This is a genomic window from Streptomyces sp. NBC_01485 (genome assembly GCF_036227125.1).
In the GTDB taxonomy this organism is placed as follows: Bacteria; Actinomycetota; Actinomycetes; order Streptomycetales; family Streptomycetaceae; genus Streptomyces.
In genome coordinates, this window is record NZ_CP109435.1 from 6,720,591 (window position 1) to 6,742,688 (window position 22,098).

The 22,098-nt window shown below is 70.6% G+C and carries 22 protein-coding genes; 9 read left to right on the plus strand and 13 right to left on the minus strand.

Annotated features, from left to right (window positions below):
• Positions 1 to 82: 82 nt before the first annotated feature.
• Positions 83 to 868: a S1 family peptidase gene (locus OG352_RS30500; protein WP_329221361.1), complete on the minus strand. Its 786-nt coding sequence runs from the start codon at positions 866 to 868 to the stop codon at positions 83 to 85.
• 149 nt (positions 869 to 1,017) lie between these two features.
• On the minus strand, positions 1,018 to 1,494 hold the full coding sequence (locus OG352_RS30505; protein ID WP_329221362.1) for a hypothetical protein: 477 nt from the start codon (positions 1,492 to 1,494) through the stop codon (positions 1,018 to 1,020).
• Between the two features lie 189 nt (positions 1,495 to 1,683).
• Between OG352_RS30505 and OG352_RS30510 the strand changes: the two genes are divergently transcribed.
• Positions 1,684 to 2,274, plus strand: a complete 591-nt coding sequence (locus OG352_RS30510; protein ID WP_329221363.1) for a YdeI/OmpD-associated family protein — start codon at positions 1,684 to 1,686, stop codon at positions 2,272 to 2,274.
• 83 nt (positions 2,275 to 2,357) lie between these two features.
• On the opposite strand, the gene OG352_RS30515 is transcribed toward OG352_RS30510, so the two are convergent.
• Positions 2,358 to 2,996 carry a hypothetical protein gene (locus OG352_RS30515; protein ID WP_329221364.1) on the minus strand — a complete coding sequence of 213 codons (639 nt, stop codon included), beginning with the start codon at positions 2,994 to 2,996 and terminating at the stop codon, positions 2,358 to 2,360.
• 93 nt (positions 2,997 to 3,089) lie between these two features.
• The gene (locus OG352_RS30520; RefSeq protein ID WP_329221365.1) at positions 3,090 to 3,725 is read right to left on the minus strand and encodes a YceI family protein; all 636 of its coding nucleotides are present in this window, start codon (positions 3,723 to 3,725) and stop codon (positions 3,090 to 3,092) included.
• Between the two features lie 156 nt (positions 3,726 to 3,881).
• Between OG352_RS30520 and OG352_RS30525 the strand changes: the two genes are divergently transcribed.
• The 5 genes from OG352_RS30525 to OG352_RS30545 all read left to right on the plus strand — a co-directional run bounded on the left by OG352_RS30525 (position 3,882) and on the right by OG352_RS30545 (position 12,426).
• Complete coding sequence (locus OG352_RS30525; RefSeq protein ID WP_329221366.1) at positions 3,882 to 5,663, plus strand: hypothetical protein; 1,782 nt, start codon at positions 3,882 to 3,884, stop codon at positions 5,661 to 5,663.
• Positions 5,664 to 5,736: 73 nt separating this feature from the next.
• Positions 5,737 to 6,069, plus strand: a complete 333-nt coding sequence (locus tag OG352_RS30530; RefSeq protein ID WP_329221368.1) for a trypco2 family protein — start codon at positions 5,737 to 5,739, stop codon at positions 6,067 to 6,069.
• Positions 6,070 to 6,114: 45 nt separating this feature from the next.
• Entirely contained in the window at positions 6,115 to 10,281 is a 4,167-nt protein-coding gene (locus tag OG352_RS30535; protein WP_329221369.1) for a tetratricopeptide repeat protein, read from the plus strand.
• 357 nt (positions 10,282 to 10,638) lie between these two features.
• A complete protein-coding gene (locus tag OG352_RS30540; protein ID WP_329224024.1) occupies positions 10,639 to 12,171 on the plus strand; it encodes an acyl-CoA carboxylase subunit beta in 1,533 nt (510 codons plus the stop codon).
• A gap of 60 nt (positions 12,172 to 12,231) precedes the next feature.
• Positions 12,232 to 12,426 (plus strand): acyl-CoA carboxylase subunit epsilon, encoded by a 195-nt coding sequence (locus tag OG352_RS30545; protein WP_329221370.1) that lies wholly within the window; start codon positions 12,232 to 12,234, stop codon positions 12,424 to 12,426.
• Between the two features lie 346 nt (positions 12,427 to 12,772).
• On the opposite strand, the gene OG352_RS30550 is transcribed toward OG352_RS30545, so the two are convergent.
• Both OG352_RS30550 and OG352_RS30555 read right to left on the minus strand, forming a co-directional pair.
• Entirely contained in the window at positions 12,773 to 12,961 is a 189-nt protein-coding gene (locus OG352_RS30550; RefSeq protein WP_329221371.1) for a DUF397 domain-containing protein, read from the minus strand.
• 9 nt (positions 12,962 to 12,970) lie between these two features.
• Complete coding sequence (locus tag OG352_RS30555) at positions 12,971 to 13,891, minus strand: helix-turn-helix domain-containing protein (RefSeq protein WP_443072385.1); 921 nt, start codon at positions 13,889 to 13,891, stop codon at positions 12,971 to 12,973.
• An 80-nt stretch (positions 13,892 to 13,971) separates the two neighbouring features.
• Here OG352_RS30555 and OG352_RS30560 point away from each other — a divergent pair, with 80 nt between their 5' ends.
• The 3 genes from OG352_RS30560 (at position 13,972) to OG352_RS30570 (ending at position 15,000) form a co-directional block, all read left to right on the plus strand.
• Positions 13,972 to 14,301, plus strand: coding sequence for a hypothetical protein (locus tag OG352_RS30560; protein WP_329221373.1), 330 nt, complete (start codon positions 13,972 to 13,974; stop codon positions 14,299 to 14,301).
• Between the two features lie 136 nt (positions 14,302 to 14,437).
• Positions 14,438 to 14,764, plus strand: coding sequence for a DUF6247 family protein (locus tag OG352_RS30565; RefSeq protein WP_329221374.1), 327 nt, complete (start codon positions 14,438 to 14,440; stop codon positions 14,762 to 14,764).
• 20 nt (positions 14,765 to 14,784) lie between these two features.
• Positions 14,785 to 15,000, plus strand: a complete 216-nt coding sequence (locus OG352_RS30570) for a hypothetical protein (protein WP_329221375.1) — start codon at positions 14,785 to 14,787, stop codon at positions 14,998 to 15,000.
• Positions 15,001 to 15,266: 266 nt separating this feature from the next.
• Here OG352_RS30570 and OG352_RS30575 read toward each other — a convergent pair whose 3' ends face one another.
• The 7 genes from OG352_RS30575 to OG352_RS30605 all read right to left on the minus strand — a co-directional run bounded on the left by OG352_RS30575 (position 15,267) and on the right by OG352_RS30605 (position 22,090).
• Positions 15,267 to 15,848: a GTP-binding protein gene (locus OG352_RS30575; protein WP_006375305.1), complete on the minus strand. Its 582-nt coding sequence runs from the start codon at positions 15,846 to 15,848 to the stop codon at positions 15,267 to 15,269.
• Positions 15,829 to 16,407, minus strand: coding sequence for a DUF742 domain-containing protein (locus tag OG352_RS30580; protein WP_329221377.1), 579 nt, complete (start codon positions 16,405 to 16,407; stop codon positions 15,829 to 15,831). The genes OG352_RS30575 and OG352_RS30580 overlap by 20 nt, the downstream gene beginning before the upstream one ends.
• Positions 16,408 to 16,502: 95 nt before the next feature.
• A complete protein-coding gene (locus OG352_RS30585) occupies positions 16,503 to 16,916 on the minus strand; it encodes a roadblock/LC7 domain-containing protein (protein WP_329221379.1) in 414 nt (137 codons plus the stop codon).
• A gap of 10 nt (positions 16,917 to 16,926) precedes the next feature.
• Positions 16,927 to 20,235: a sensor histidine kinase gene (locus OG352_RS30590; RefSeq protein WP_329221380.1), complete on the minus strand. Its 3,309-nt coding sequence runs from the start codon at positions 20,233 to 20,235 to the stop codon at positions 16,927 to 16,929.
• A gap of 376 nt (positions 20,236 to 20,611) precedes the next feature.
• Positions 20,612 to 21,187 carry a GTP-binding protein gene (locus OG352_RS30595; RefSeq protein WP_054239771.1) on the minus strand — a complete coding sequence of 192 codons (576 nt, stop codon included), beginning with the start codon at positions 21,185 to 21,187 and terminating at the stop codon, positions 20,612 to 20,614.
• Positions 21,168 to 21,566, minus strand: coding sequence for a DUF742 domain-containing protein (locus tag OG352_RS30600; protein ID WP_329221381.1), 399 nt, complete (start codon positions 21,564 to 21,566; stop codon positions 21,168 to 21,170). Before OG352_RS30600 ends, OG352_RS30595 begins: the two co-directional genes overlap by 20 nt.
• A gap of 110 nt (positions 21,567 to 21,676) precedes the next feature.
• Positions 21,677 to 22,090, minus strand: coding sequence for a roadblock/LC7 domain-containing protein (locus OG352_RS30605; protein ID WP_003993189.1), 414 nt, complete (start codon positions 22,088 to 22,090; stop codon positions 21,677 to 21,679).
• Positions 22,091 to 22,098: the final 8 nt, after the last annotated feature.

Below are 22,098 nucleotides of genomic sequence, written 5' to 3' on the forward strand. Positions count from 1 at the left end.
CGGGCCCGTGGACGTCGTACGAGGTGGCTCGCGTGGCCTGTATGTCGTGCGGAGGTGGCCTACGCGGCGGCCGAGGCGCGCGTCAGAGTGAGGCCGCCGCCGAGGCTATGGCCGAGGCGAAGGTGGACACCTCGGAGTAGACGCCGGGGGCGTTGGCGCGGGCGCAGCCGATGCCCCAGCTCACGATGCCGACCTGGATCCACTCGTTGTTCGCGTCCCGGCGGAACATCGGGCCGCCCGAGTCGCCCTGGCAGGTGTCGGTGCCGCCGGCCGTGTACCCGGCGCAGATCTCGTCGTCGGCGACGAGGTCGCTGTAGCCGCTGAAGGCACGGCAGGCCGCGTCACTCACGAAGGGAACGGTGGCCTTGAGCAGGTAGCGCTGCTGGGCGCCGCCCTCGGTCGCGGAGCCCCAGCCGGCGATGGTGAAGGTGCCGGTGTTGTACTCCGTGGTCGTGGCGAGCTTCAGGGTGGACTGGGTGGTGATCGGCGAGGCGAGCTTGATGAGCGCCCAGTCCTTGCCGTTGCCGTTGTAGCCGGGCGCCCGGTACACGTACGTGGACTTGACCTGGACCCGGCCGCTGGTGGAGTTCAGGTCCACGACGCCGGCGGTGGCGGTGATGCTGGTGTTGGCGCCGGTCCCGCTGACGCAGTGCGCGGCGGTGAGCACGATCTGCTGCGTGTAGAGCGCACCGCCACAGCCCATGGACAAGCGGACCATGAACGGGAACTCGCCCTGCGCGGCACGGGTTCCGCCGACGACGGGCGAGGGCGCGGCCTGCGCGGCCGAGACGGGCTGGAGGCTGGCGACCGCGAGGGCGGCCGCGCCGACGACGGCGAATCTCTTGAGGGCGGTGAGGAGCTTCTTCAAGGCGCTGCCTTCCGTGGGGGGGATGGCTATGGCGTGTGCATGCCAACGCACACCGTGCACGCAAAGAAATACCCATGCGCTGGCATGGTCAGGTCAAGCCGGTTGCAGGATTATGGGAACGCCGCAGCCCCTCACACAAGGGTGCTGATTCAGCCACGCTGCTCGGCAAGCCGCCTCGCCTTCGCCGCCTCCTCCTCGGAACCGGCGTATGCGAAGCAGGCGGCGGCGGTTCTCAGGACGATCAACACCGGTTCGCGGCGGGCGAGTTCGGCCCGGTAGCGGCCGTAGAGGTCCTCGCCGCGCGGCTCGTCGCCGCCGAGCGCCCGCAGCAGCGACAGTACGGCGTGCTCGGAGGTCGCCGGGACGTCGTCGTACCCGCGCAGGTCCACGAAGAGCGCCCCGCCGGGGAACCAGCCCCGCTCCCGTGCCGTGTGCGCCACGTGCAGGGCGAGGGCGGTCTTGCCCACTCCGCCCAGACCCGCGACGGCGACGGCGACGACACCGGCACTGACGCCGACGCCGATGGATCTGCCGGGTCCGGCGGCCGGATCCAGTGCGTCCAGCAGTCGTCCGGCCTCGGTGTCGCGGCCCGTGAAGACGGCGGGCGCGCCCAGCAGGCTGGACACGGCACCACCGGATGACGGCGGGGGAGCGGCTCCCGACCTGGTCCCCGGCACGACTCCCAACCCGGTGACCGGCCCGAGGAACACGTTCCCCCGGAACTCGACGCGATCCCCGTCGCCCACCAGCCACCACCCCTCCCGCCGCCCGACTGTAGGACAGCGACTGACCTACTTCGCGTCTACGGTCGTCGTATGACCCCGGCAGCCGACCCCGAGACGCCCGCACCCCTTTCCTTCCCCTCCGCCCCCGCCCTCGACGCCTGGCTCGCCGCCCATCCGGCCCCGCACCCCGGTCTCTGGGTCGAGGTCGCCAGGAAGGGTTCCGGTCTGCAGTCCGTCACCGCCGGGGAGGTCAACGACGTCGCCCTGTGCCACGGCTGGATCACCGGGCAGCGCAAGGGGCTCGACGGGACCCGTTATATCCAGCGGATCACGCCCCGGCGGCCGGGCAGTCTCTGGTCGATGGTCAACGTGCGGCGGGTCGCGGAGCTGACCGCCGAGGGACGGATGCGTCCCGGCGGCCTCGCCGAGGTGGCGGCCGCGCGGGCGGACGGACGGTGGTCGGCGGCGTACGCCTCGCAGAAGGACGCCGCCGTCCCGGAGGAACTCGGGGCCGCGCTGGACGACAACCCGCGCGCCAAGGCGGTGTTCGACGCGCTGGGCAGGACGGACCGGTACCTCGTCATGCTCGACCTGCTGCGGGCCCGCACCCCACGGAGCCGTACGGCTCGACTGGCCGCCGCGATCGCCAAGTTGGAGGCGGCGGCCGGCGGCGCCGAGTGAGCGGCCGGTACTGCGTGAACCGCCGGTATTTCGTGGAATGACTGCCGGTACTTCGTGAACCGTCGGCGTTGCCTGAACCGATGTCAGTCCTGGACCGCTGCCTTCGCGAAGTCGAGCAGGGCCTCGAAGGCGAGCGCGCCGGGGTCGCCGTGCGCGTTCTCGGGCACGTGCATGTGTCCGCACACCCCCTTGAACGCGTTCCAGCGCTCCCCGCTCATCCGCTGACCGCCCCCGTTCCCCGCCGACTTCGGATACGCGGGCCACAGCGTCGGCCCGCGCAGCGGTACGTCGTGGTGGAGGTGCATCCACGCCAGGTACTGGGCGACGGCGCGCAGCGCCCACTCGGGGGCCTTCGGCCAGTAGATGTGGGCCTGGTCGCGGGCCTTCCACTTGGCGTGGATCCCGGGGTCGCAGGTGCCGACGAGTTCCGCCTGGCAGACGTTCAGGGTGTTCGTCTCGACGCCGCCGCGCAGGTTGGCCAGCGCGCGGGAGGAGACGTCGATGTCGAAGTGCTGGTACCACTTCAGCCGCCGGGCGGCGAAGTCCGGCACCGCCGTCAGGTTGGGCGCGACGGAGCCGCCCTGGTAGTCGGGCAGCGAGCGGCCCTCCGTCGTGTGCAGGACGACGACGTTGACCTCCATGCGGTCACCGCCGAAGTCGTCCTGGTACCAGTGGTCGCGGTTCGCGCCCGGGTAGGCCTGGGGTCCGGTCCTGGTGCTCATGCCTCGTGACTGTGACACAGGGCACAGCGCGGGGCCGGGAGCTGTTCGCTTCCGGCCCCTATCCGCCGCTTTCTTCCGTATTCGCCAACGTGTTTACGCGTTCTTGATCGCCGAGATGTCGAAGTTCAGCTTGATCTTGTCGGAGACCAGGACGCCGCCCGTCTCCAGCGCCGCGTTCCAGGTCAGGCCCCACTCCGAGCGCAGGATCTCCGCCCTGCCCTCGAAGCCGACGCGCTCGTTGCCGTACGGGTCCGTGGCGCTGCCGTTGAACTCCAGGTCGATGGTGAGCGGCTTGGTGACGCCGAGGATGCTCAGGTCGCCGGTGACGCGGTAGCCGTCGTCGCCGAGGGCCTGCGCCGAGGTGGAGCGGAAGGTCATCGCCGGGAACTCGTCGGTCTTGAAGAAGTCCGCGCTCTTCAGGTGGCCGTCACGGTCGGCGGACCCGGTGTCGACGCTGTCCATCCTGACGTCGATGGAGGCGGTGGACCGCGCCGGGTCGGTGCCGTCCAGGTGCAGTGAGCCGGTGAAGTCGCTGAACTTGCCCTTGACGTTCGTGACCATCGCGTGGCGGGCGACGAAGCCGATCGTCGAGTGCACCGGGTCGATCGAGTAGTCGCCGGTCAGGGTGGCGAGGCCGGGGGCCGCCGTGCCGGCATCGGTACCGGCGGTGGTCTCGGCGGTGGTCTCGTCCACGGTCTCGTCGGTGGTCCTGCGGCCGAAGATGCCCATGGTGTGCTCCTTGGGGAGGAGGAAGATCGCTGATGTTTAATATTCAACGACGTCAACACGGGCGACTGTGAATCCATTCCGTTCAATCTTCAACATCATCCGGAGCGTGTTCACCCCATTGCTCCACGCGATCACCGTCCTGCATGCTGTCGAACTGTGGAGGCAGCGACAGGACGCACACCGACGGTCTTCCATCTCTTCACCGTGCCCGTCCGCAAGGAGACCGAGGCGGCGCAGGAGGTACTGCGCGCCGCGGGCGTGGACCACACCGCTCTGCATCCCTCGGGCGGCACGTCCCAGGCCGAGGTGGTGCTGACGGGGACCGCCACGACCGACACCCTCGCCGAGGTCGTCGCGACGCTGCGGCACCGGCTGCGCCACGGCGTGGTGGTGCGCAGGGCGGGGCCTCGCGACCTCGTCGTCCGCTCCGACCCGGCCGTCGCGCACGGCCTGATCCTGGTCCGACGGCCGCACCGGGACGTGGAGATACGGGACGCCGCCGGACTGCGCCGCGCGCTGAACATCGTCCTCGCGGACGGACCGGACCAGTCGGGCACCGCGACGCCTGGCCCCGACCCCGAGGGAAGCCCCAGCCCCGACTCCAACACCAGCCCCGACCCCGGTCCCTTCGCGCCGAGCATCCTCTTCCGGGCGGCGCAGAACACGGCGCTGGCCGCCGACGCGATCCGGCTGTCGCGCGTCTTCGCCGACCCGGACTTCGTCCGCGGCGCACACCCCGACCGTGACCGTGACCTGCTCGACGACCCGGCCGCGCTGGTGGAGATCGCCTCCCGGCCGCGCGTCCTCCTCGACCTGCTCCTCTTCGCCCACGCCTTCTCCCGGACCGACGACGGCGACCCCCACGCGAGCGAACTGCGGGTGCCGGGTCTCGGCGAGGTCGAGCAGCTCGCCTCGACCGTGGAGGTCTTCGTCCAGCCGTCGACCGACCCGGAGACCAGGACGCTGGTCCGGCCGCTGCCGGACGGCGGCCGGGGATTCCTCATCGGCGTGCCGCCCCAGACCGCCGAGTTGATGGCCAACCTGTCCTGGGTCCTGCCCGCCCTCTTCCTCGCCGTCGAGGGCGGGGGAGAGGAAGGAGAAGGGGGGCGGGGACGGGGTGTGGGCGGCATCGGATCCGCCGCGCCGGACCGGGAACGGATCTGGACCGACGTGGACGGCTCGATCGCCTCGTACCTGAGATCCTGGCGCCCCGGACGCGGAGCCACCCTGCTGCCGCCCCGGCCGCTCATCCCGATGGCCATGCCGGAGGGGGAGGCCCGCCACGGCCCCGGCGACCCCTTCATGGTCTTCGACGCCTGCACCCTCTTTCTGATGGCCCGCGAACTCGGCCCGATCCTCTACGGCAGGCTGGACGACGAGACCGGTCCCGGCTTCCCGCTGCCGCCCTTCACCGCCGGACTTCCGCGCGAGGTGCGCCGCGAACTGGCGGCGGACTGCGGGGCGTACGTACTCACGATGAACGCGCTCCTCATCGGCGCGGGCGAGGACGGGCCGAGCGTGCCGGACATCGGCAACGTCAAGCGCCACTTCCACACCGGGCGGCTCAGCCGCTTCGGACGCACCCGGCGGCTGGAGGAACAGGCGCGCCGCGACGGCGGCCTGCTCCTGCGCTGTGTGCACCGCACCACGGAGGCCGTGCTCTGCTACTACGCCGTCGTGGACATGTTCGCCGCGCTCGCCCGAGTCCGCCGCGACGGCCCGCTCGCCCGCCACCTGGAGGGGATCGCCGACCGGCGCGAGGCGGTCTGCGCGTACATGCTCTGGGTCAAGCGGCACGCACTCCCGCAGGACTGGGGCGTACGCACCTGGCGCGACGGGGAGGAGGAGTGCTGGGACCGCCTCCAGGAGTACGTACGACACGTCCAGCAGCACCTGATCCCCCCGCTCGTCGAGGAGATCGAGGAGACCGACGAGTGAGCCACTCCATGAGCCGGCCACCGCGCCCGTCAATCCCTGTGTCCCACGGGAGTCGAGCCGTTACCGTGGGTGCATGGACGACATCACGGTCGGGGACGCGATCGACCACCTGCGCGCCGAGCTCACCGCCGCCCGGGACCGCGCGGCAGCGGACGGGATGCGGTTCGAACTCGGTGATATCTCACTGGAGTTCACCGTCGAGCTGCGCCGCGAGGACTCCGGGAAGGGTTCCGTCAAGGCCTGGGTGGTGTCGGGCGAGGCGGGCGTCACCCGGTCCGAGACGGCGACCCACCGGCTCGCGTTCACCCTGCGCGCGGTGGACCCGGACGGCCAAGGCGTCAGGATCGCCAACTCGGCCGCCACGACAGGGGGTTTGACGGGCGTCGGGGGCGCGCTGACACGCTGACATTCTGACGGGGTTCGCGCGCTGACATCTGACGGGGGTTCGCGCATGGAACTGGGGCGGATCGTTGCGGTCCTGCTGCCCGGCAATTCGGGGCACACCGGCAGCACTTCGGAATACACCGGTAACGGAAGCGGCTATCTGCTGGGCCCGCGACTGGTGTTGACGGCACGTCATGTTCTGGACGGCCGTGACTCCTGCGAGGTCCAGGTGCCCGGCGGCGGCACCGGACCCGTGCGGTGCGCGGTGGTCTGGCGGGGCGGGACGATCGGCGGCGCCGACGTCGACGCGGCCCTGCTGCTCGCCGAGACGGACGTGCGCGAGCCCGTGGCCCCGGTCCGCTGGGGCCGCCTCGTCACCGCCCGGCACCAGCCCTGCGACGTGGCCGGCTACCCCGAGGTGGGCCGGCGGGCCGACGGCAGCCTCGAACTCCAGCAGCCGCGCGCCACGCTCGCCCCCGGCACCGGCGCGCTCTCGCACCGCTACACCGTGGAACTTGCCAGCAGCCCGCCCCCCGACCCCGGCAGACGTACGCCGTCCCCCTGGAGCGGCCAGTCGGGCGCCGCCCTGTTCTGCGGCGCCCCGGCCCACGGGCTGCCGCTGCTGACCGGCGTGGTCGTGACCGACGTGACCGGCTGGGGACTGCCGCGCTGGGAGGCCGTGCCGGTGTACGCGCTGCTGGCCGACCCGGCGTTCACCGACCTGGTGACCCGGCACACGGCGGCCGCCCCCGTGTGGGAGCCGGTCGACCTCCAGGGCCTGGTCACTCCCGCCACCGGCTGGCAGGTCCGCTCCCCGGCGACGCTGCTGGATCAGCGCGCCGAGGTGGTCCGCTTCCACGGCCGCGAGGAACTCCTGCGGGAACTCGCCGACGAGTGGTGCGCCGCCGCCGAAGACGGCAGTCACGGTGACGGTGACAATGACGGCGGTGGAGTGCGGCTCGCCGTGGTCACCGGTCCGGGCGGTGCGGGCAAGTCCCGGCTGGCCCGGGAGCTGGCCGCCCGGATGCGTGACCGGCACGGCTGGGTCTGCGGCTGGCTCGACGACCGGGGTCCGGACGGCGACCACGGAGTGCTGGCCGAGGTCGACCGCCCCCTGATCCTGGTGGCCGACTACGCAGAACTGCGGATTCCCCAACTGACCGCCCTGCTCACGGTCTTGGACCGGCGCCCCGAGGGGCGCCCGCCGGTACGCCTGCTGCTGACCGCCCGTGGCCTCGGCGACGACACGGGCGGCTGGTGGGACCAGCTCAGGACCCGCACCCGCGAGACCCGCGCCCTCACCTACGACGCCGTCCACCGCGAACTGCCGCCGTTGACGGAGTTACCGGACCGCGCCGCCCACTACCGGGACGCGCTGGCCGACCTCGCCCGACGGCTCCCGCAGGCCCTGCCCCGGGCGCTGCGCGAAACCACCGGCGACTGGTCGGCCCGCGTCGGGCTCGTCGCCCCGAGGGATGTGAGCGCGCCCGGATACGGCTCCGCCCTCACCCTGCACATGACAGCCCTCACCGACCTTCTGGCGACGCATCCGGCGACCCGCCCGCCCGACCCGGACCTCCGCGTGGAGGAGCAACTCCTGCTGCACGAGCGCGCCTATTGGGAGGACAGCGCGGCGGGCCGCCCCGCGCTGACGGCCGCGGGGCCCGTGGCGCTGGCCGACGCGGTCGGCACGGCCGTCCTCACCGCCGGGGCCGAACCCGCCCTGGCCCGCCCGCTGTTGCGCACCTCGCCGGGGTTCCGTACGGCGGACGAGACCGTGGTGGGAGAGGGCGCCGGCTGGCTGGCCGAGATGTACCCGGCGCCCGCAGGCAGTTGCTGGGGCGCCCTCCAGCCGGACCGCCTCGGCGAGTACCACGTAGGCGAACGCACCAGAGCCGACCCGAACCTCATCGCCTCCCCCCTGGCCACACTGGCCGCCGACCATGCCGCACCAGGCCCGCCTGCCGGACCCGGCGCGTCCACTGCACCGGGAACGTCCGCCGGGCAGGCAACGCCCGCCGGACAGGGCGCGTCCGCCACACCGGCAACGCTCACCGCACCGGCAACGCCCACCCCACCGCAAACGCGCACCGCACCCGAAACCCCCACCCCACCTGGCCCGCCCACCGGCACCGACACCCTGCTCGCCGCCCTCGTCACCGTCTCCCGTACGGGCGAACTGCCCCGTCACTGGGAGCCGGTGGCCCGCGCCCTCGACATCGCCGTCACCCGCGCGCCGTCCCTCGCCGCGCGGGTCATGCAGGCCGCGACCCTGACGGACTGCCCGGACCCCCTGGTGGAAGCCCTCCACCGGCTCACCGACGCCCCCTCCACCGACCCCGGGCTCCTGCTGGAACTCCTCGACCGGCTCGGCGCGGGCCGCAGCCGGGTGCTGGCCGACTGGGCCACCCGCACCGCCGCCAGCGCCGCGCGGGCCCTGCCACCGGAACGCCGGGTCGGCGCGCTCGTCCACGAGGCCGTCTGGCGTCAGACGGCCGGAGACCACCTGGCGGCCGCCCGCCGCTGTGAGGAGGCCCTGCGGCTGCTGGAGTCCGGGCAGGCCCCCGCCACGCCCGCGGCCCTCGTCGAGGTCCTGACCCTGAAGGCCCGCTCGCAGCGCTGGACGAGCGACTTCGACCCGGCCCTCGTCACCCTGCGCGCGGCCGAGGACCTCGTGGAGAGCCTGCCGTCCGCGCCCGACCGGGCCCGGGCGAGCGCGGAGCTCCTCGGCGAACGCGCCCGGGTCCACGCCGGACGCGGCGAACTCGACGCCGCGCGACCCCTCCAGGAGCGCAGAGTGGCCCTCCTCGGCTCCCTCGCCGCCGCCACCGGCGACACCGCCCTCCTCGAACGCCTCGCGGACGCGGAGGCCGACCTCGCCCTCACCCTCAACCACCTCGGCAGGTTCCGGGAGGCCGCCGACGTCCTCTCGGAGACGACGGCCCAGTCGCTGCACCGGCTCACCGAGGAGAGCCCCGACGCCGTGGACCTCGACGCCCTGGGCAGCCTCGTGGGCCGCGCCAACCGGCTCAGGGCCATGGACCGCATGGAGGACTCCCTCAAGGTCGCGCGCGCCGCCCTCACCGTGGCCGACCGCCCGGAGAGCCTGGACACCCCCGTCGGCGCGGCCGGTCTGGCGGTCGTCCTGAACAACCTCGGCGCGACGCTGCTGGCCATGGACCGGCCGCAGGAGGCGCTGGAACCGCTCAGCCGCGGCCTCGCCATCCGCCGCGAACAGGCCGCGGACGCCGGCGAACCCACCGAGGCGCTGTGGAGCTCGCTGCTCCAGTACTCCGGCGTACTACAGGAGTTGGGGCGCTACGACGAGGCACTCGAGGTCGCCGAGGAGTGCCTCGCCGTCAGCACGGACCTGGTCCGCCGGAAACTGGTCGACCGGCGGCTGGAGGCACGGACCCAGCTCGTCCTGGCGGAGATGCTGTACGCGCCCGCCGCCGGGGGACAGATGGCCGACCACCGCGAGAACCTGCGCCGGGCGCTGAAGCTGATGAGCCGCGCCCTCTCGTACTACCGCCGCCCGCTGAAGAACCTGCCCGGAGACCATCTCACCGAGTACGCCGCGGCGTTGATGGCCGCGGTGAACCTGCACGCGATGCTCGGCCAGGACCGCACCCGGCGTCACCTGTCCCGCATCCTGCTCGCCGCACGACGGATCCTGACCCGCCACGACCCCGAGCAGCACGGCGACGACCTGGCGGACGCCCTGACCGACATCGCCCGCCGGGACCAGCAGGACGGCCGCACGGCCCACGCGGAGCGCGGCTACGCCGAGGCCGTCGCCGTCCGGCGCATGCTGCTGTCCCTGCGCGACGGCGCCGACGACCGGCTTCGCCTCGCCTCCGCCCTCGCCGGGTACGGCGGTCTGCTCTCCGTCGACGGCCGGCAGCGCGAGGCCCTGCCCCACCTGCGCGAGGCGCTCGCGCTGACCCTGGAGGCCGAGCCGGACGCCGAGCCCGGACAGTACGCGTTCACGCTCGCAACCTGCCACTACAATCTCGCGGACACTCTCCCGTGGACCGGGGCCTTCGACGAGGCGCTGCGGGAGGTCGAGGCGTCCCGGACCTCCCTGGCCCCGCTCGCCGCCCTCGAACCCGAGCTGTACGCCCGGGAGACGGCGGACTGCGACAACCTGCGGGCGGAGATCGTCAAGGCGGCACGGCACGGCCTGCCGGAGAGGCCCGGAAGGCGCCGACGGCGGTCCGGACGGAGGCGATGACGGCTCGGACGAAGGCGGTGACGGCCCGGACGGAGGCGATGACGGCACCGACATCGGGACTGCCGGACCGCCGTCCGGCCCTCCCGTTCACCCCGGGGAGGGCATATGCCAGCCCCGAATGTGAGCGGGGTCTCAGCCCCTCGCTTTGTCCGACCTCTACAAGCCCCAGGCCCTCTGAGCAGTCGGAACGCCTGCATGCCGACCTGGTTCTGTTCAGTGGTACCAGGAAAACGCGCCGGAGACTGTACGGAGTCGACGTCCCTCTTTCCTTGGCGGGCTTCGTAAGGTCGCTACATGACCGTTTTGGAAGAGACGACGGGTGAGCCGACCGGGGAACCCACGGACGCGCGCGGCCGCGTGGCCGAGCTGCACGAGATCCGTGCCCAGGCGCTGGCCGGCCCGAGCGAGAAGGCGACCCAGGCGCAGCACGCCAAGGGCAAGCTGACCGCCCGGGAGCGGATCGAGCTGCTGGTGGACCCGGGCTCCTTCCAGGAGGTCGAGCAACTGCGCAGGCACCGGGCGACCGGGTTCGGCCTGGAGACCAAGAAGCCGTTCACCGACGGCGTCATCACCGGCTGGGGCACGGTGGAGGGCCGTACGGTCTTCGTCTACGCCCATGACTTCCGCATCTTCGGCGGCGCGCTGGGCGAGGCCCACGCCACGAAGATCCACAAGATCATGGACATGGCCATCGCGGCCGGCGCCCCGCTGGTGTCGCTGAACGACGGCGCCGGCGCACGCATCCAGGAGGGCGTCAGCGCCCTCGCCGGGTACGGCGGCATCTTCCAGCGCAACACCAAGGCGTCCGGCGTCATCCCGCAGATCAGCGTGATGCTCGGCCCGTGCGCGGGCGGCGCGGCCTACAGCCCCGCCCTCACCGACTTCGTCTTCATGGTCCGCGAGACCTCGCAGATGTTCATCACCGGCCCGGACGTCGTCAAGGCGGTCACCGGCGAGGAGATCACCCAGAACGGCCTCGGCGGCGCCGACGTGCACGCCGAGACCTCCGGCGTCTGCCACTTCGCGTACGACGACGAGGAGACCTGCATCGCCGAGGTCCGCTACCTCCTCTCGCTGCTCCCGCAGAACAACCGCGAGAACCCCCCGCGCGTCGAGTCCACCGACCCGGCCGACCGCCGCAGCGACGTCCTGCTCGACCTGGTCCCGGCCGACGGCAACCGCCCGTACGACATGACCAAGGTCATCGAGGAGATCGTCGACGACGGCGAGTACGTCGAGATCCACGAGCGCTGGGCCCGCAACATCATCTGCGCGATGGCCCGCCTCGGCGGCCAGGTCGTCGGCATCGTGGCCAACCAGCCGCAGTCCCTCGCCGGTGTCCTGGACATCGAGGCCTCGGAAAAAGCTGCGCGCTTTGTCCAGATGTGTGACGCTTTCAATATCCCGATCGTCACCTTCCTGGACGTCCCCGGATTCCTCCCGGGCGTCGACCAGGAGCACGGCGGAATCATCCGCCACGGCGCGAAGCTCCTCTACGCCTACTGCAACGCGACCGTCCCCCGGATCTCCCTGATCCTCCGCAAGGCGTACGGAGGCGCTTACATCGTCATGGACAGCCAGTCCATCGGCGCCGACCTCACCTATGCCTGGCCGACGAACGAGATCGCCGTGATGGGCGCCGAAGGTGCCGCCAACGTCATCTTCCGGCGACAGATCGCCGAGGCCGAGGACCCCGAGGCCATGCGGGCCCGCATGGTCAAGGAGTACAAGTCCGAGCTGATGCACCCGTACTACGCGGCGGAGCGCGGCCTCGTCGACGACGTCATCGACCCCGCCGAGACCCGCGAGATCCTCATCCGGTCCCTCGCCATGCTCCACTCCAAGCACGCGGACCTGCCCTCGCGCAAGCACGGCAACCCCCCGCAGTAGTAACCCGGCGGATCCCTCGCGGTACCCCTGCGGAAACCTCATCCACGGAGACTGACACCCATGAACACTCCCGACATCCGCGTCGAGAAGGGCCACGCCGAGCCCGAGGAAGTCGCCGCCATCACGGCGATCCTCCTGGCCCGCGCCGCCGCCCGCTCCTCCGAGCCCACCCCGGCGCGCCACGGCCGCCCCAAGGCCGGCTGGCGCCGCCTGGAGCGCGAGGGCGGCTTCCGAGCCCCCCACAGCTGGCACTGAGCCTGCTTGTCCAATCGCCGGACGGACTCCGCGAGGAGCCCGTCCGGCGATTGCTGTCTTCGGACCGCTCGCGCGGCCAGGGCGGCAGGCTCGGCGGGTCTTCGAAGCTGAGCGGCGCGCGCGAGCCTCCGGGGACGGGTGGACGTGGCGCGAAAATGTGACACTCCAGCACCGAAGTGTCACATTTCTACAGGGAAGCCCCCCGGCCTTGGCGACCGATCCCCCGGCTCGGGGCGAACCCGGGCGGCACGGCCGGAGGTTCCGAAGTACGTTGACTCGCATCCGTTGCAGGCCACGTCGCGACCGTAGGACGGACTGATGTGGAAGGTGCTGGGGCGGGCACCTGTCAGTTACCGGCAGGTACTTTCTTGATCGCAGACAACAGTGCGGAGAGGCTCGCTCGGTTCACGGCCAGTATTTGGTCAGGGGCGTCGCTTTCGCGCAGGCGGAGGGTGTCGTCGGGGGCGGTGGCGAGGTTGAGGCAGTTTGCGCCCTCGGTGCTGTACGAGGACGTCTGCCAGATGTAGGCGTGCACAGGTATCCCTCACAAGTCCTTGGCGAGACAGCGGATGAAGTCGCGGCTCTTCTGGGGCGTGAGCGCGCACTCCTCCATGCGGTCGAGTACGGAGCGGTATCGATGCAACTGGGCTTCAGCATCGAGGAATTCGCAGCCGTGGTCGAAGTCGAGGAGGACTGTGTCCAGATGTGGGACAGGTCCTGACGCATAACTGATGGGCTGCCCCGAGGCCGGAAAGTGGACCTGCTCGAAGGGGACGACGAGGATACGGATGTTGTCGCGCTCTCCCATCTCGTTCAGGTGCAGAAGCTGGTCGCGCATCACGTCAGGGGAGCCCGCTCGGATCCGCAGGGCGGCTTCGTGGACGATCGCGGTGTAGAGGAGTGGCGACGCCCCGAAGAGGATCGCTTGACGCTTGATGCGGAACGAGACCCGGTGCTCGATCTCGTGTGGTCGCAGCGCGGGAACGCTCTGCCGGAAGGCCGCGCGCGCATGGTCGAGGGTCTGCACCAGCCCAGGCATGGTGACGACCACGCCAACCCGCATCCCGGTGGCGTCGGCCTCGAACTCGGCGACCTCGACAAGTGAGGGCGGGAGCAGTTCTCGGTACTCGTCCCACCAGCCCCGACCGCGACGCCCGGTCATCGCTGTCAACGCCTCGACCAGGTCGCTGTCGTCGCAGGAGTAGGCGAGTGCCAGTGTCCGTACGCGATCCTCGCTGACGCCGTGCCGTCCGGCTTCCATCATGCTCATTCGGGCCTGCTGCACGCCGATGCGCGCGGCACCTGCCGTAGAGCTCAGCCCAGCCCGCTCGCGGAGCTTGCGCAGCTCGGTTCCCAGGCGTCGCTGTCTCAGCGTGGGTGGGCCACTCGCTGCCACTACCTTCTCCTCTCCCTGCACGTGCGGGAGCGATGCACGTCCCTCACACGAGTGAAACGCATAGAACATACAAGGTTTTCGGCATAGGTCTATGCGCTTACGTCTATCGTTCTAATGCAGCAACTCCCGCAACGGACAGGAGAATTGCCATGACCACCGTATCCCCGGGCCTCCCGAAACCTGACCGCCTCGATGCCTTCACCGCCGAGATCCACGCCCTGGTCAACGCCACCGCCCCCCGCCTCTTCGCCGTGGTCGAGGAGTACGCCACCGAGGACGGTGACCGTGACGCCCACGTCGCCGCCTGGGGCCTCGCGCACGACGACGGAACCGCTCAAGTCGCCGCACTGGACGGCGGGTTCCGCATGTCCCTGCGCACCCCCGAGCGGGCCGCGCAGCTCATTTCCTTGCGCCCCGGCAGCGTAGGCAGCCTCGTGCGGCCGCAGGCGGAGTCGGGCACGGACGGCCTCTTTGCGTGACGTTCCGGACGGAGGTGGCCGTCGGCGTTCGCGCTCCGACTCGAACGCCGTCATCGCGCGTCCGGGGTGCGGGGCCCGGCCCGACCCCTCTAGCGTGGGCAGTCACTCACCCGCTCCTCGCCGGAGGTTGCCGATCATGGCCCGCGAAGTCGATCCGAACGCCTGCGAGAGAACGCCTGATGCCATTCGCGCGGCGCTTGAGCGGCGACCGGACTGGCTTCAGGGGTTCGAGCAGGAATGGCTCAGCGCCGCTGCCGACTTCGATCAGGGTGCCCTGGACGGCGTACTCGACAAGTGGTTGCCGTTTGCCTGCGCCTGCACGACCCCTGGCTATCTGGACGAGGTCGAGCAGGCCGTCAAGCGCATGACCGAAGATGACACCGAGGGGCTGGTCTTCCGGGACGAGGAGGGGCACCCCTTCGATGCCGCCGGCAACCCCCTCGATACGGGCAGGTGGGCGTGAGCGCGTACACGATCAGGTACGTGGACCGAGCCGCTCGGCGCAAGGCGGCCATGTCCGCACCTCAGCGGGCGGCGCTTGAGGGCCTGGAGAAGAGGATCAGCGTCAATCCGTTCGAACCGCCTGCCCAGAGCAACCGGGACAGCAGTTGGTCGGCGTCCTTTGCCGGGGGATTCATCACGTACGTGGTGTCGAACCGTCACGTAGTGATCAATGTGATCGACCTGGTCGCGATCTGAGCGCATGGTTTGAGACGCGAAGAGTGACCGATATCAACCCACGGTGACGTCCGGGCTGGACCAGAGCACCGCGCCGTTGGCACGATTCAGAGCAGTACACGAAATATCGCGCATATGACTGCGCAGACCCTGTGGCCGCCCTTTCGGGGGCGGCCACAGATGTGTTTCCGGGGAGGTTCGGTGCATCTCTGCACAGACGCAGACGCAGATGGGGGCGGCAGCCGGTGAATGGCTGCCGCCCCCATCTGATGCTCGGGGGAACCCGACTACCGCAGGCGCGCCATCAGCGCGTGCTCCACAAGAGTGATCAGCGCCGACTTCGCGTCGGCGCGGTGCCGGGCGTCCGTGGTGATGATCGGGGTGTCCGGGCCGATCTGCAGCGCCTCGCGCACCTCGTCCGGGTTGTACGGCTGGCTGCCGTCGAAGCCGTTGAGGGCGATCACGAAGGGCAGACCGCTGTTCTCGAAGTAGTCGACCGCGGGGAAGCAGTCGGCGAGACGACGGGTGTCCACCAGGACGATCGCGCCGATCGCGCCGCGCACCAGGTCGTCCCACATGAACCAGAAGCGGTCCTGGCCGGGCGTACCGAAGAGGTACAGGATCAGGTCCTGGTCCAGGGTGATACGGCCGAAGTCCATGGCGACCGTCGTGGTCGTCTTGTCCCCGGTGTGGGTGAGGTCGTCGATACCCGCCGACGCGGACGTCATGACGGCCTCGGTGCGCAGCGGATTGATCTCCGAAACAGCCCCGACGAACGTGGTCTTGCCCACGCCGAAGCCGCCCGCCACCACGATCTTCGCGGAAGTGGTGGAGCGGGACGGACCCCCGCTAGAGCTTGCGAAGTCCACTGAGCACCCTTTCGAGCAGTGTCACGGCTGGCTGGCCGCCGGCGCTCTCGTCGCCGCCGGGCTGATGAATGGCGACCAGGCCCGCCTCCGCCAAGTCGGCGACGAGGATCCTGGCCACGCCGAGAGGGATGGTCAGCAGCGCCGAGATCTCGGCGACCGACTTGATCTCACGGCAGAGGTTGCAGATCCGCTGATGCTCGGGCAGTTGGCCCTGCATCTGATGCGGCTGCGCGGTGGTGTGCACCAGCGCCTCGATGGCGAGCTGGTAACGCGGGCGGGTCCGGCCACCGGTCATGGCGTACGGACGCACCAGCGGGTTGTTCGCCGCCCCCGCGGGCGCCGGCTCGGGGCTGCGGCGATGCGGCTGAACGGGCTGGATACGCGGGGCGTACGGCTGGTCGTACGGCGACGGACCGGGGCCCTGCGGCGCGTACGGCCGCTGCTGGCTGGGCGCGGAGGGGAAGTTGTAACGGTTCGGGTTCTGGGAACCGTCGCCCTGGCCCTGGGCAGGGCCGTACGACCAGTTGCCCGAATGGGAACCGCCTGGGGGTGTTGCCACTTTCTCTCCTCCTCCGACTGTGCCTGGCACCCATAACGTGGAGCCGCGTCCCGAAACCCTACGGCCTCAGGACGCCAAAACGCACCGTCCGTCTGTTAGTTGAGAAGGCTGCCCTGGAGCTCCGCACGAAGGTCGGGCGTCAGCACCGAACCCGCGCGGTCCACCAGAAGGGCCATCTCGTACCCGATGAGACCGATGTCCGCCTCGGGGTGAGCGAGAACCGCGAGCGAGGAGCCGTCGGAGATGGACATGAGGAAGAGGAACCCCCGCTCCATCTCCACAACCGTCTGGTTCACGTGGCCTCCCTCGAAGATCCGGGAGGCGCCTGCCGTCAGGGACGTCAGACCGGAGGCGACGGCCGCGAGCTGGTCGGCACGGTCGCGCGGAAAGCCTTCGGACATGGCCAGCAGGAGTCCGTCGGCGGAGACCACCACCGTGTGGGACACCCCCGGGGTGTTGTCCACGAAGTTGGTGATCACCCAGTTCAGGTTCTGTGCCGCCTGGCTCATCGGGCTCACACTAACGCTCCTGGTTGTAGGTGCTGTCGGGACCGAGGCCCTGACCGTTCGTTTCACTGCTTCCTGCGTTGCGTCCCCGCTGGACGCCCCGACGCAGGTTGCTCAACCTGCCTCGGACGTCCTCCGGGGCGCGGGAGACCTGAGGGCCTCCCTGGGGGGTGCTCTCGGCGGCGCCCTCGACCAGATTGGCCTTGGGCACCCGCCGCGGCAGACCGGAGGAGGTGACCCCGCCCGCCTTGGGCTTCTTCAGAGCGGAGGCCTGCTGCCAGCGCTCGTCGTTCGACGAGCGCCAGGAGTCGCCGCCGCCGTTGCCATTGCTCTCCGCAGCGGGGGCCGGCGCCTCCTGCTTCGCGGGTCCCGAGCCGTTCGCACCGCTCGCGGCGGAGCCACGGCGGGGGAGACCGGCGTCGGTCAGCGCGTGGGAGGCGGAAGGGGTCGGTCCCGGACGGTCGAAGCCTACGCCGTTCCGCTCACCCGCGTCAGCGGCCTGCGCGGATTCCGCTTCCGGAGCGTACTGGTCCGGGTAACCGTTGCGGTAACCGTTGGTGTGGCCGTTCTGCTGGGGCCAGTCGTCCTGGTAGGGCTGCTGCTCCTGGTACGGCTGGAAGCCCTCGGGGGCGGCGGCGGGCGGCGCCGTCCGCTCCTCCTGGACGGGCTCCGCATACGCGGGGTCCGGGTAGCCGCCGTTCGACGGGAAGCCCTCGTTCTGCGGCAGTCCGCCGCCCGCGGAGTACCCGTCGGCCTGCGGCACACCGCCGTTCGGCGCGAAGTACTGATCGTCGTACGCCGGGCGCTGCTGCTCCTCGTACGCCGTCTGCTGGTCGTACGCCGCGGGCTGCCCGGCGTAGCCGGTCGCGTTGTTGTCGTATCCGTTGTGGCCCGCGTCGTACGACGGCTGCTGCGGCTGTTGCGGCTGCTGACGGGACGCGTCGAAGCCCTCGGCGGGCTGCTGCTGCACGGGCGGCTGACCGGGCTGACCCGGGGCCTCCAGGGCCGTACGGCGCTCCTCGCGCATCAGGGAGCGGCCCACCGGGTCCAGCTCGCGGATGTCGTCGGGGACCGCGTACTGGCTGTCGTCGAAGCCCAGCTCGGCGGCGGTGCGCATCGGCAGGCCGTTGCTGAAGTCCTCGCCGGCACCGCCGAAGTTCTGCTCCGGGATGATCTGCGAGACGGTGAACTCGTCGCGGTTGGGCTGGTGTTCGCCGCCACCGCCGCCGTGCGTGATCGCGTCGGGCAGCATGACCAGCGAGGTCGTGCCGGCCTGCTCGCCCGACGGGCGGAGCTGGACGCGGATGCCGTGCCGGTCGGACAGCCGGCCGACCACGAAGAGGCCCATGCGCTGCGAGATCGCGGCGTCCACCGTCGGCGGGTTGGCCAGCTTGTGGTTGATGTCCGCGAAGTCCTCGGGGGTGAGGCCGATGCCCTTGTCGTGGATCTCGATCATGACCCGGCCGTCGGGGAGACGGGTGGCCGTCACCCGGACCTTGGTCTGCGGGGAGGAGAACGTCGTGGCGTTCTCCAGCAGCTCGGCGAGCAGGTGCACGAGGTCGGTCACCGCGCGGCCGTGGATCTCGGCCTCCGGGACGCCCGACAGCTCGATGCGCTCGTACTGCTCCACCTCGGAGGAGGCGGCGCGCAGCACGTCGACCAGCGGGACCGGCTGGTCCCAGCGGCGGCCGGGCTCCTCGCCGGCGAGGACCAGGAGGTTCTCGCCGTTGCGGCGCATACGGGTCGCGAGGTGGTCCAGGCGGAAGAGGTTCTCCAACTGGTCCGGGTCGGCCTCGTTGTTCTCCAGGTCGGTGATCAGGGTCAGCTGGCCCTCGATCAGCGACTGGTTGCGGCGCGACAGGTTGGTGAAGATCGCGTTGATGTTGCCCCGCAGCAGGGCCTGCTCGGCGGCCAGCCGGACGGCCTCGCGGTGGACCTGGTCGAAGGCGCGGGCGACCTCGCCGATCTCGTCCGTGGTCGTGATCGGGATGGCCTGTACGCGGGTGTCGACCCGGCCCGGGTCGGTGCGGGAGAGCTGGTCGACCAGCATCGGCAGCCGCTGTTCGGCGATGCCGAAGGCCGCGTTGCGCAGTTGGCGCATCGCGCGGCTCATCTGGCGGGCCACGGCCCCGGCGAGGATGAACGCCAGCAGCAGGGCGACGACGACGGCCGCACCGGTGATGATCGCGGAGGTCTTGGCGTCAGCGGCGATGTCCGAGGCCTCGGTCACGGCCTTGTCGGCCATGTCCGACTCGATCTGCCGGTAGGCGTCGTACTTCAGCGTGGTGACCGCCCACCAGTTCTCCTTGCTGATGCCCTTCTCGGCGAGCGCGGCACGCTCGGCGCCCTCGGTCGTCTCCATCGTGGAGATGGCGCCGACCATCGTGATCGGGTCGGAGGGCGGCGGAACGTACTCCGGGTCCTGCAGCTTGGCCGCGGTGGCCTGCGCGGCGCCGTCGGCCTTGATCTTCGCCTCGGCGTCGTCCAGCTTCTTCGCGTCGGCCGCGGTGCCACCGCCGATGTACTCCTCGACGGCGATGCCCTCGAGGTAGGCGTACGAGGAGAGGGAGACCTTCTGCTTCGCGAAGTCGGCCTCCTCCGGACCCGGCTTGATCAGCAGGTGCATGCCGATCGAGCGCTCCAGGGACAGCGCGGCCTTCGTCAGCGAGATGGCGTAGACGGTACGGCCGTAGGAGGTGATGTTTCCGGTGCCCAGACCGAGCTCGTTGGAGAACTCCATCAGGGGGTGCGCGACCTGGGTGTAGCCCTCTTCGGTCTGCACGCCGTTGAGCTTGGCGGTGTAGGCGGCCGCCCGCAGCGGCGCCAGCTTGGTCTCCGCGGTGCGGAAGATCTGGAGCCGGCGCTGCAGACCGGCCTTCGCCGGCATGTCCTGCGCGGCCGCGTCGAAGGCGTTGGCGGCGGTGTCCGTGGCCTTGCGGGCCGAGGTGACCGTCGCGTCGTTCTGCTTGCCCGCGAGGAGGGGCGCGGCGGAGATGTCGCGCTCCTTGTAGATGGCGTCGCCGTAGCTCAGGGCGGCCCGCACCAGACGCGCGGTGTTCTCCGCGTCCTCGGCCTCCTGCCAGGTGTCGATCGAGCTCTTCACCTGGAAGCCGCCCATGACCAGGCCGACCATCACGGGTATGAGCAGGATCGCGTTCAGCCGGGTCGGCACCCGCCAGTTGCGCGGGGCGAGACGGCTGCCGCTCTTGGCGGGTGGTTCCGTCGGCTCCGAGCCGGGCGCGGTGGCGGTCGCCGCCCCGCGCGGCGGCGGGGTGAAGTTGCCCCGGGCCGCCGGCTCGGGACTTTTCTTGCTTCGCCTCACTCGACCAACAACCTCTCGGCGGTCGGCACCTTCGTCGTGCCGCAGTGTCTCAGAGCCCGGTCAGCACTCGACCATGAGTACGTCATTGACTATTGGGCAGTTCAGGCATTCCAGCACGCCGAGCAGCGCTCTTCCAAACATGCGAAACAGTTGGTTGGGCGTGATGTAAACCCCAGATAAAACGGTCAAACAGAACGAGCCCCACCATAAGGCGGGGCCTTCGTATGCACAGTGAGACCAAGTGACCGCGACGCGTGGCGGTGCGGGGAGATTCCTCTGCCGAAACGTTATGAACACCGGAGCCGACCGTGTCTAAGCCCACAGCCGGCTCCGAAGCGTCTACGACAACTGTCGTATGCGACAGACTACTTGAAAGTTACCGCAGCCGTGCCATCAGCGCATGCTCGACCAGCGTGATCAGCGCGCTCTTGGCATCCGAGCGGTGCCGGGCGTCCGTCGTGATGATCGGGGTGTCCGGGCCGATCTGCAGCGCCTCGCGCACCTCTTCGGGCTGGTACGGCTGCGAGCCGTCGAAGCCGTTGAGGGCGACGACGAACGGCAGACCGCTGTTCTCGAAGTAGTCGACCGCGGGGAAGCAGTCGGCCAGCCGCCGCGTGTCCACCAGGACGATCGCGCCGATCGCGCCGCGCACCAGGTCGTCCCACATGAACCAGAACCGGTCCTGACCCGGCGTACCGAACAGGTAGAGGATCAGGTCCTGGTCGAGCGTGATACGGCCGAAGTCCATGGCCACCGTGGTGGTGGTCTTGTCCCCGGTGTGCGTGAGGTCGTCGATGCCCGCGCTCGCGGACGTCATGACGGCCTCCGTACGCAGCGGGTTGATCTCGGAGACCGCTCCCACGAACGTGGTCTTGCCCACGCCGAAGCCGCCCGCCACCACGATCTTCGCCGAGGTGGTGGCACGGCCACCGTCAGAGCTTGCGAAGTCCACTGAGCACCCTTTCGAGCAGCGTCACGTCCGGAGCGCCGCCGTTGTTCTCGTCGCCACCCGGCTGGTGGATGGCCACCATTCCGGCCTCGGCGAGGTCCGCGACGAGGATCCGCGCCACACCCAGCGGCAGAGCCAGAAGAGCCGAGACCTCCGCGACCGACTTCACCTCACGGCACAGGTGGCAGATGCGCTGGTGCTCGGGGAGCAGGCCCATGAGCGCTGCCGGGTCGGCCGTGGTGCTGATCAGCGCCTCGATGGCGAGCTGATAGCGCGGCCTGGTCCGGCCACCGGTCATCGCGTACGGGCGCACCAGCGGCTGGTCACCCTCGTCCCCGTACGGCTCCGCGTACGGATCATGATGGGCGGTGGGCGGGGTCATGGATCCTCCGGGCGGGACAGCATTCTCGGTCAGTCGTGCCGCGCGTCGAGCCGGTGGGGGAGTGTGTCGGCCGGACGGTGATTTCGTGAGGTGGGTGGTACCGGGGCGGGTCAGTGGAGCAGACTGCCCTGGAGCTCGGCGCGCAGGTCGGGCGTGAGCACCGCGCCCGCACGGTCGACAAGGAGCGCCATCTCGTAGCCCACGAGGCCGATGTCGCACTCGGGGTGCGCGAGGACGGCGAGGGACGAGCCGTCCGAGACGGACATGAGGAAGAGGAAACCCCGCTCCATCTCGACGACGGTCTGCGCCACGCTGCCGCCCTCGAAGATCCGGGAGGCCCCGGCCGTCAGCGAGGTCAGCCCGGACGCGACGGCCGCCAACTGGTCGGCACGGTCGCGGGGGAAGCCCTCGGACATCGCGAGCAGGAGCCCGTCGGCGGACACCACGACGGTGTGGGACACCCCGGGGGTGTTGTCCACGAAGTTGGTGATCAACCAGTTCAGGTTCTGTGCCGCCTGGCTCATCTGGCTCA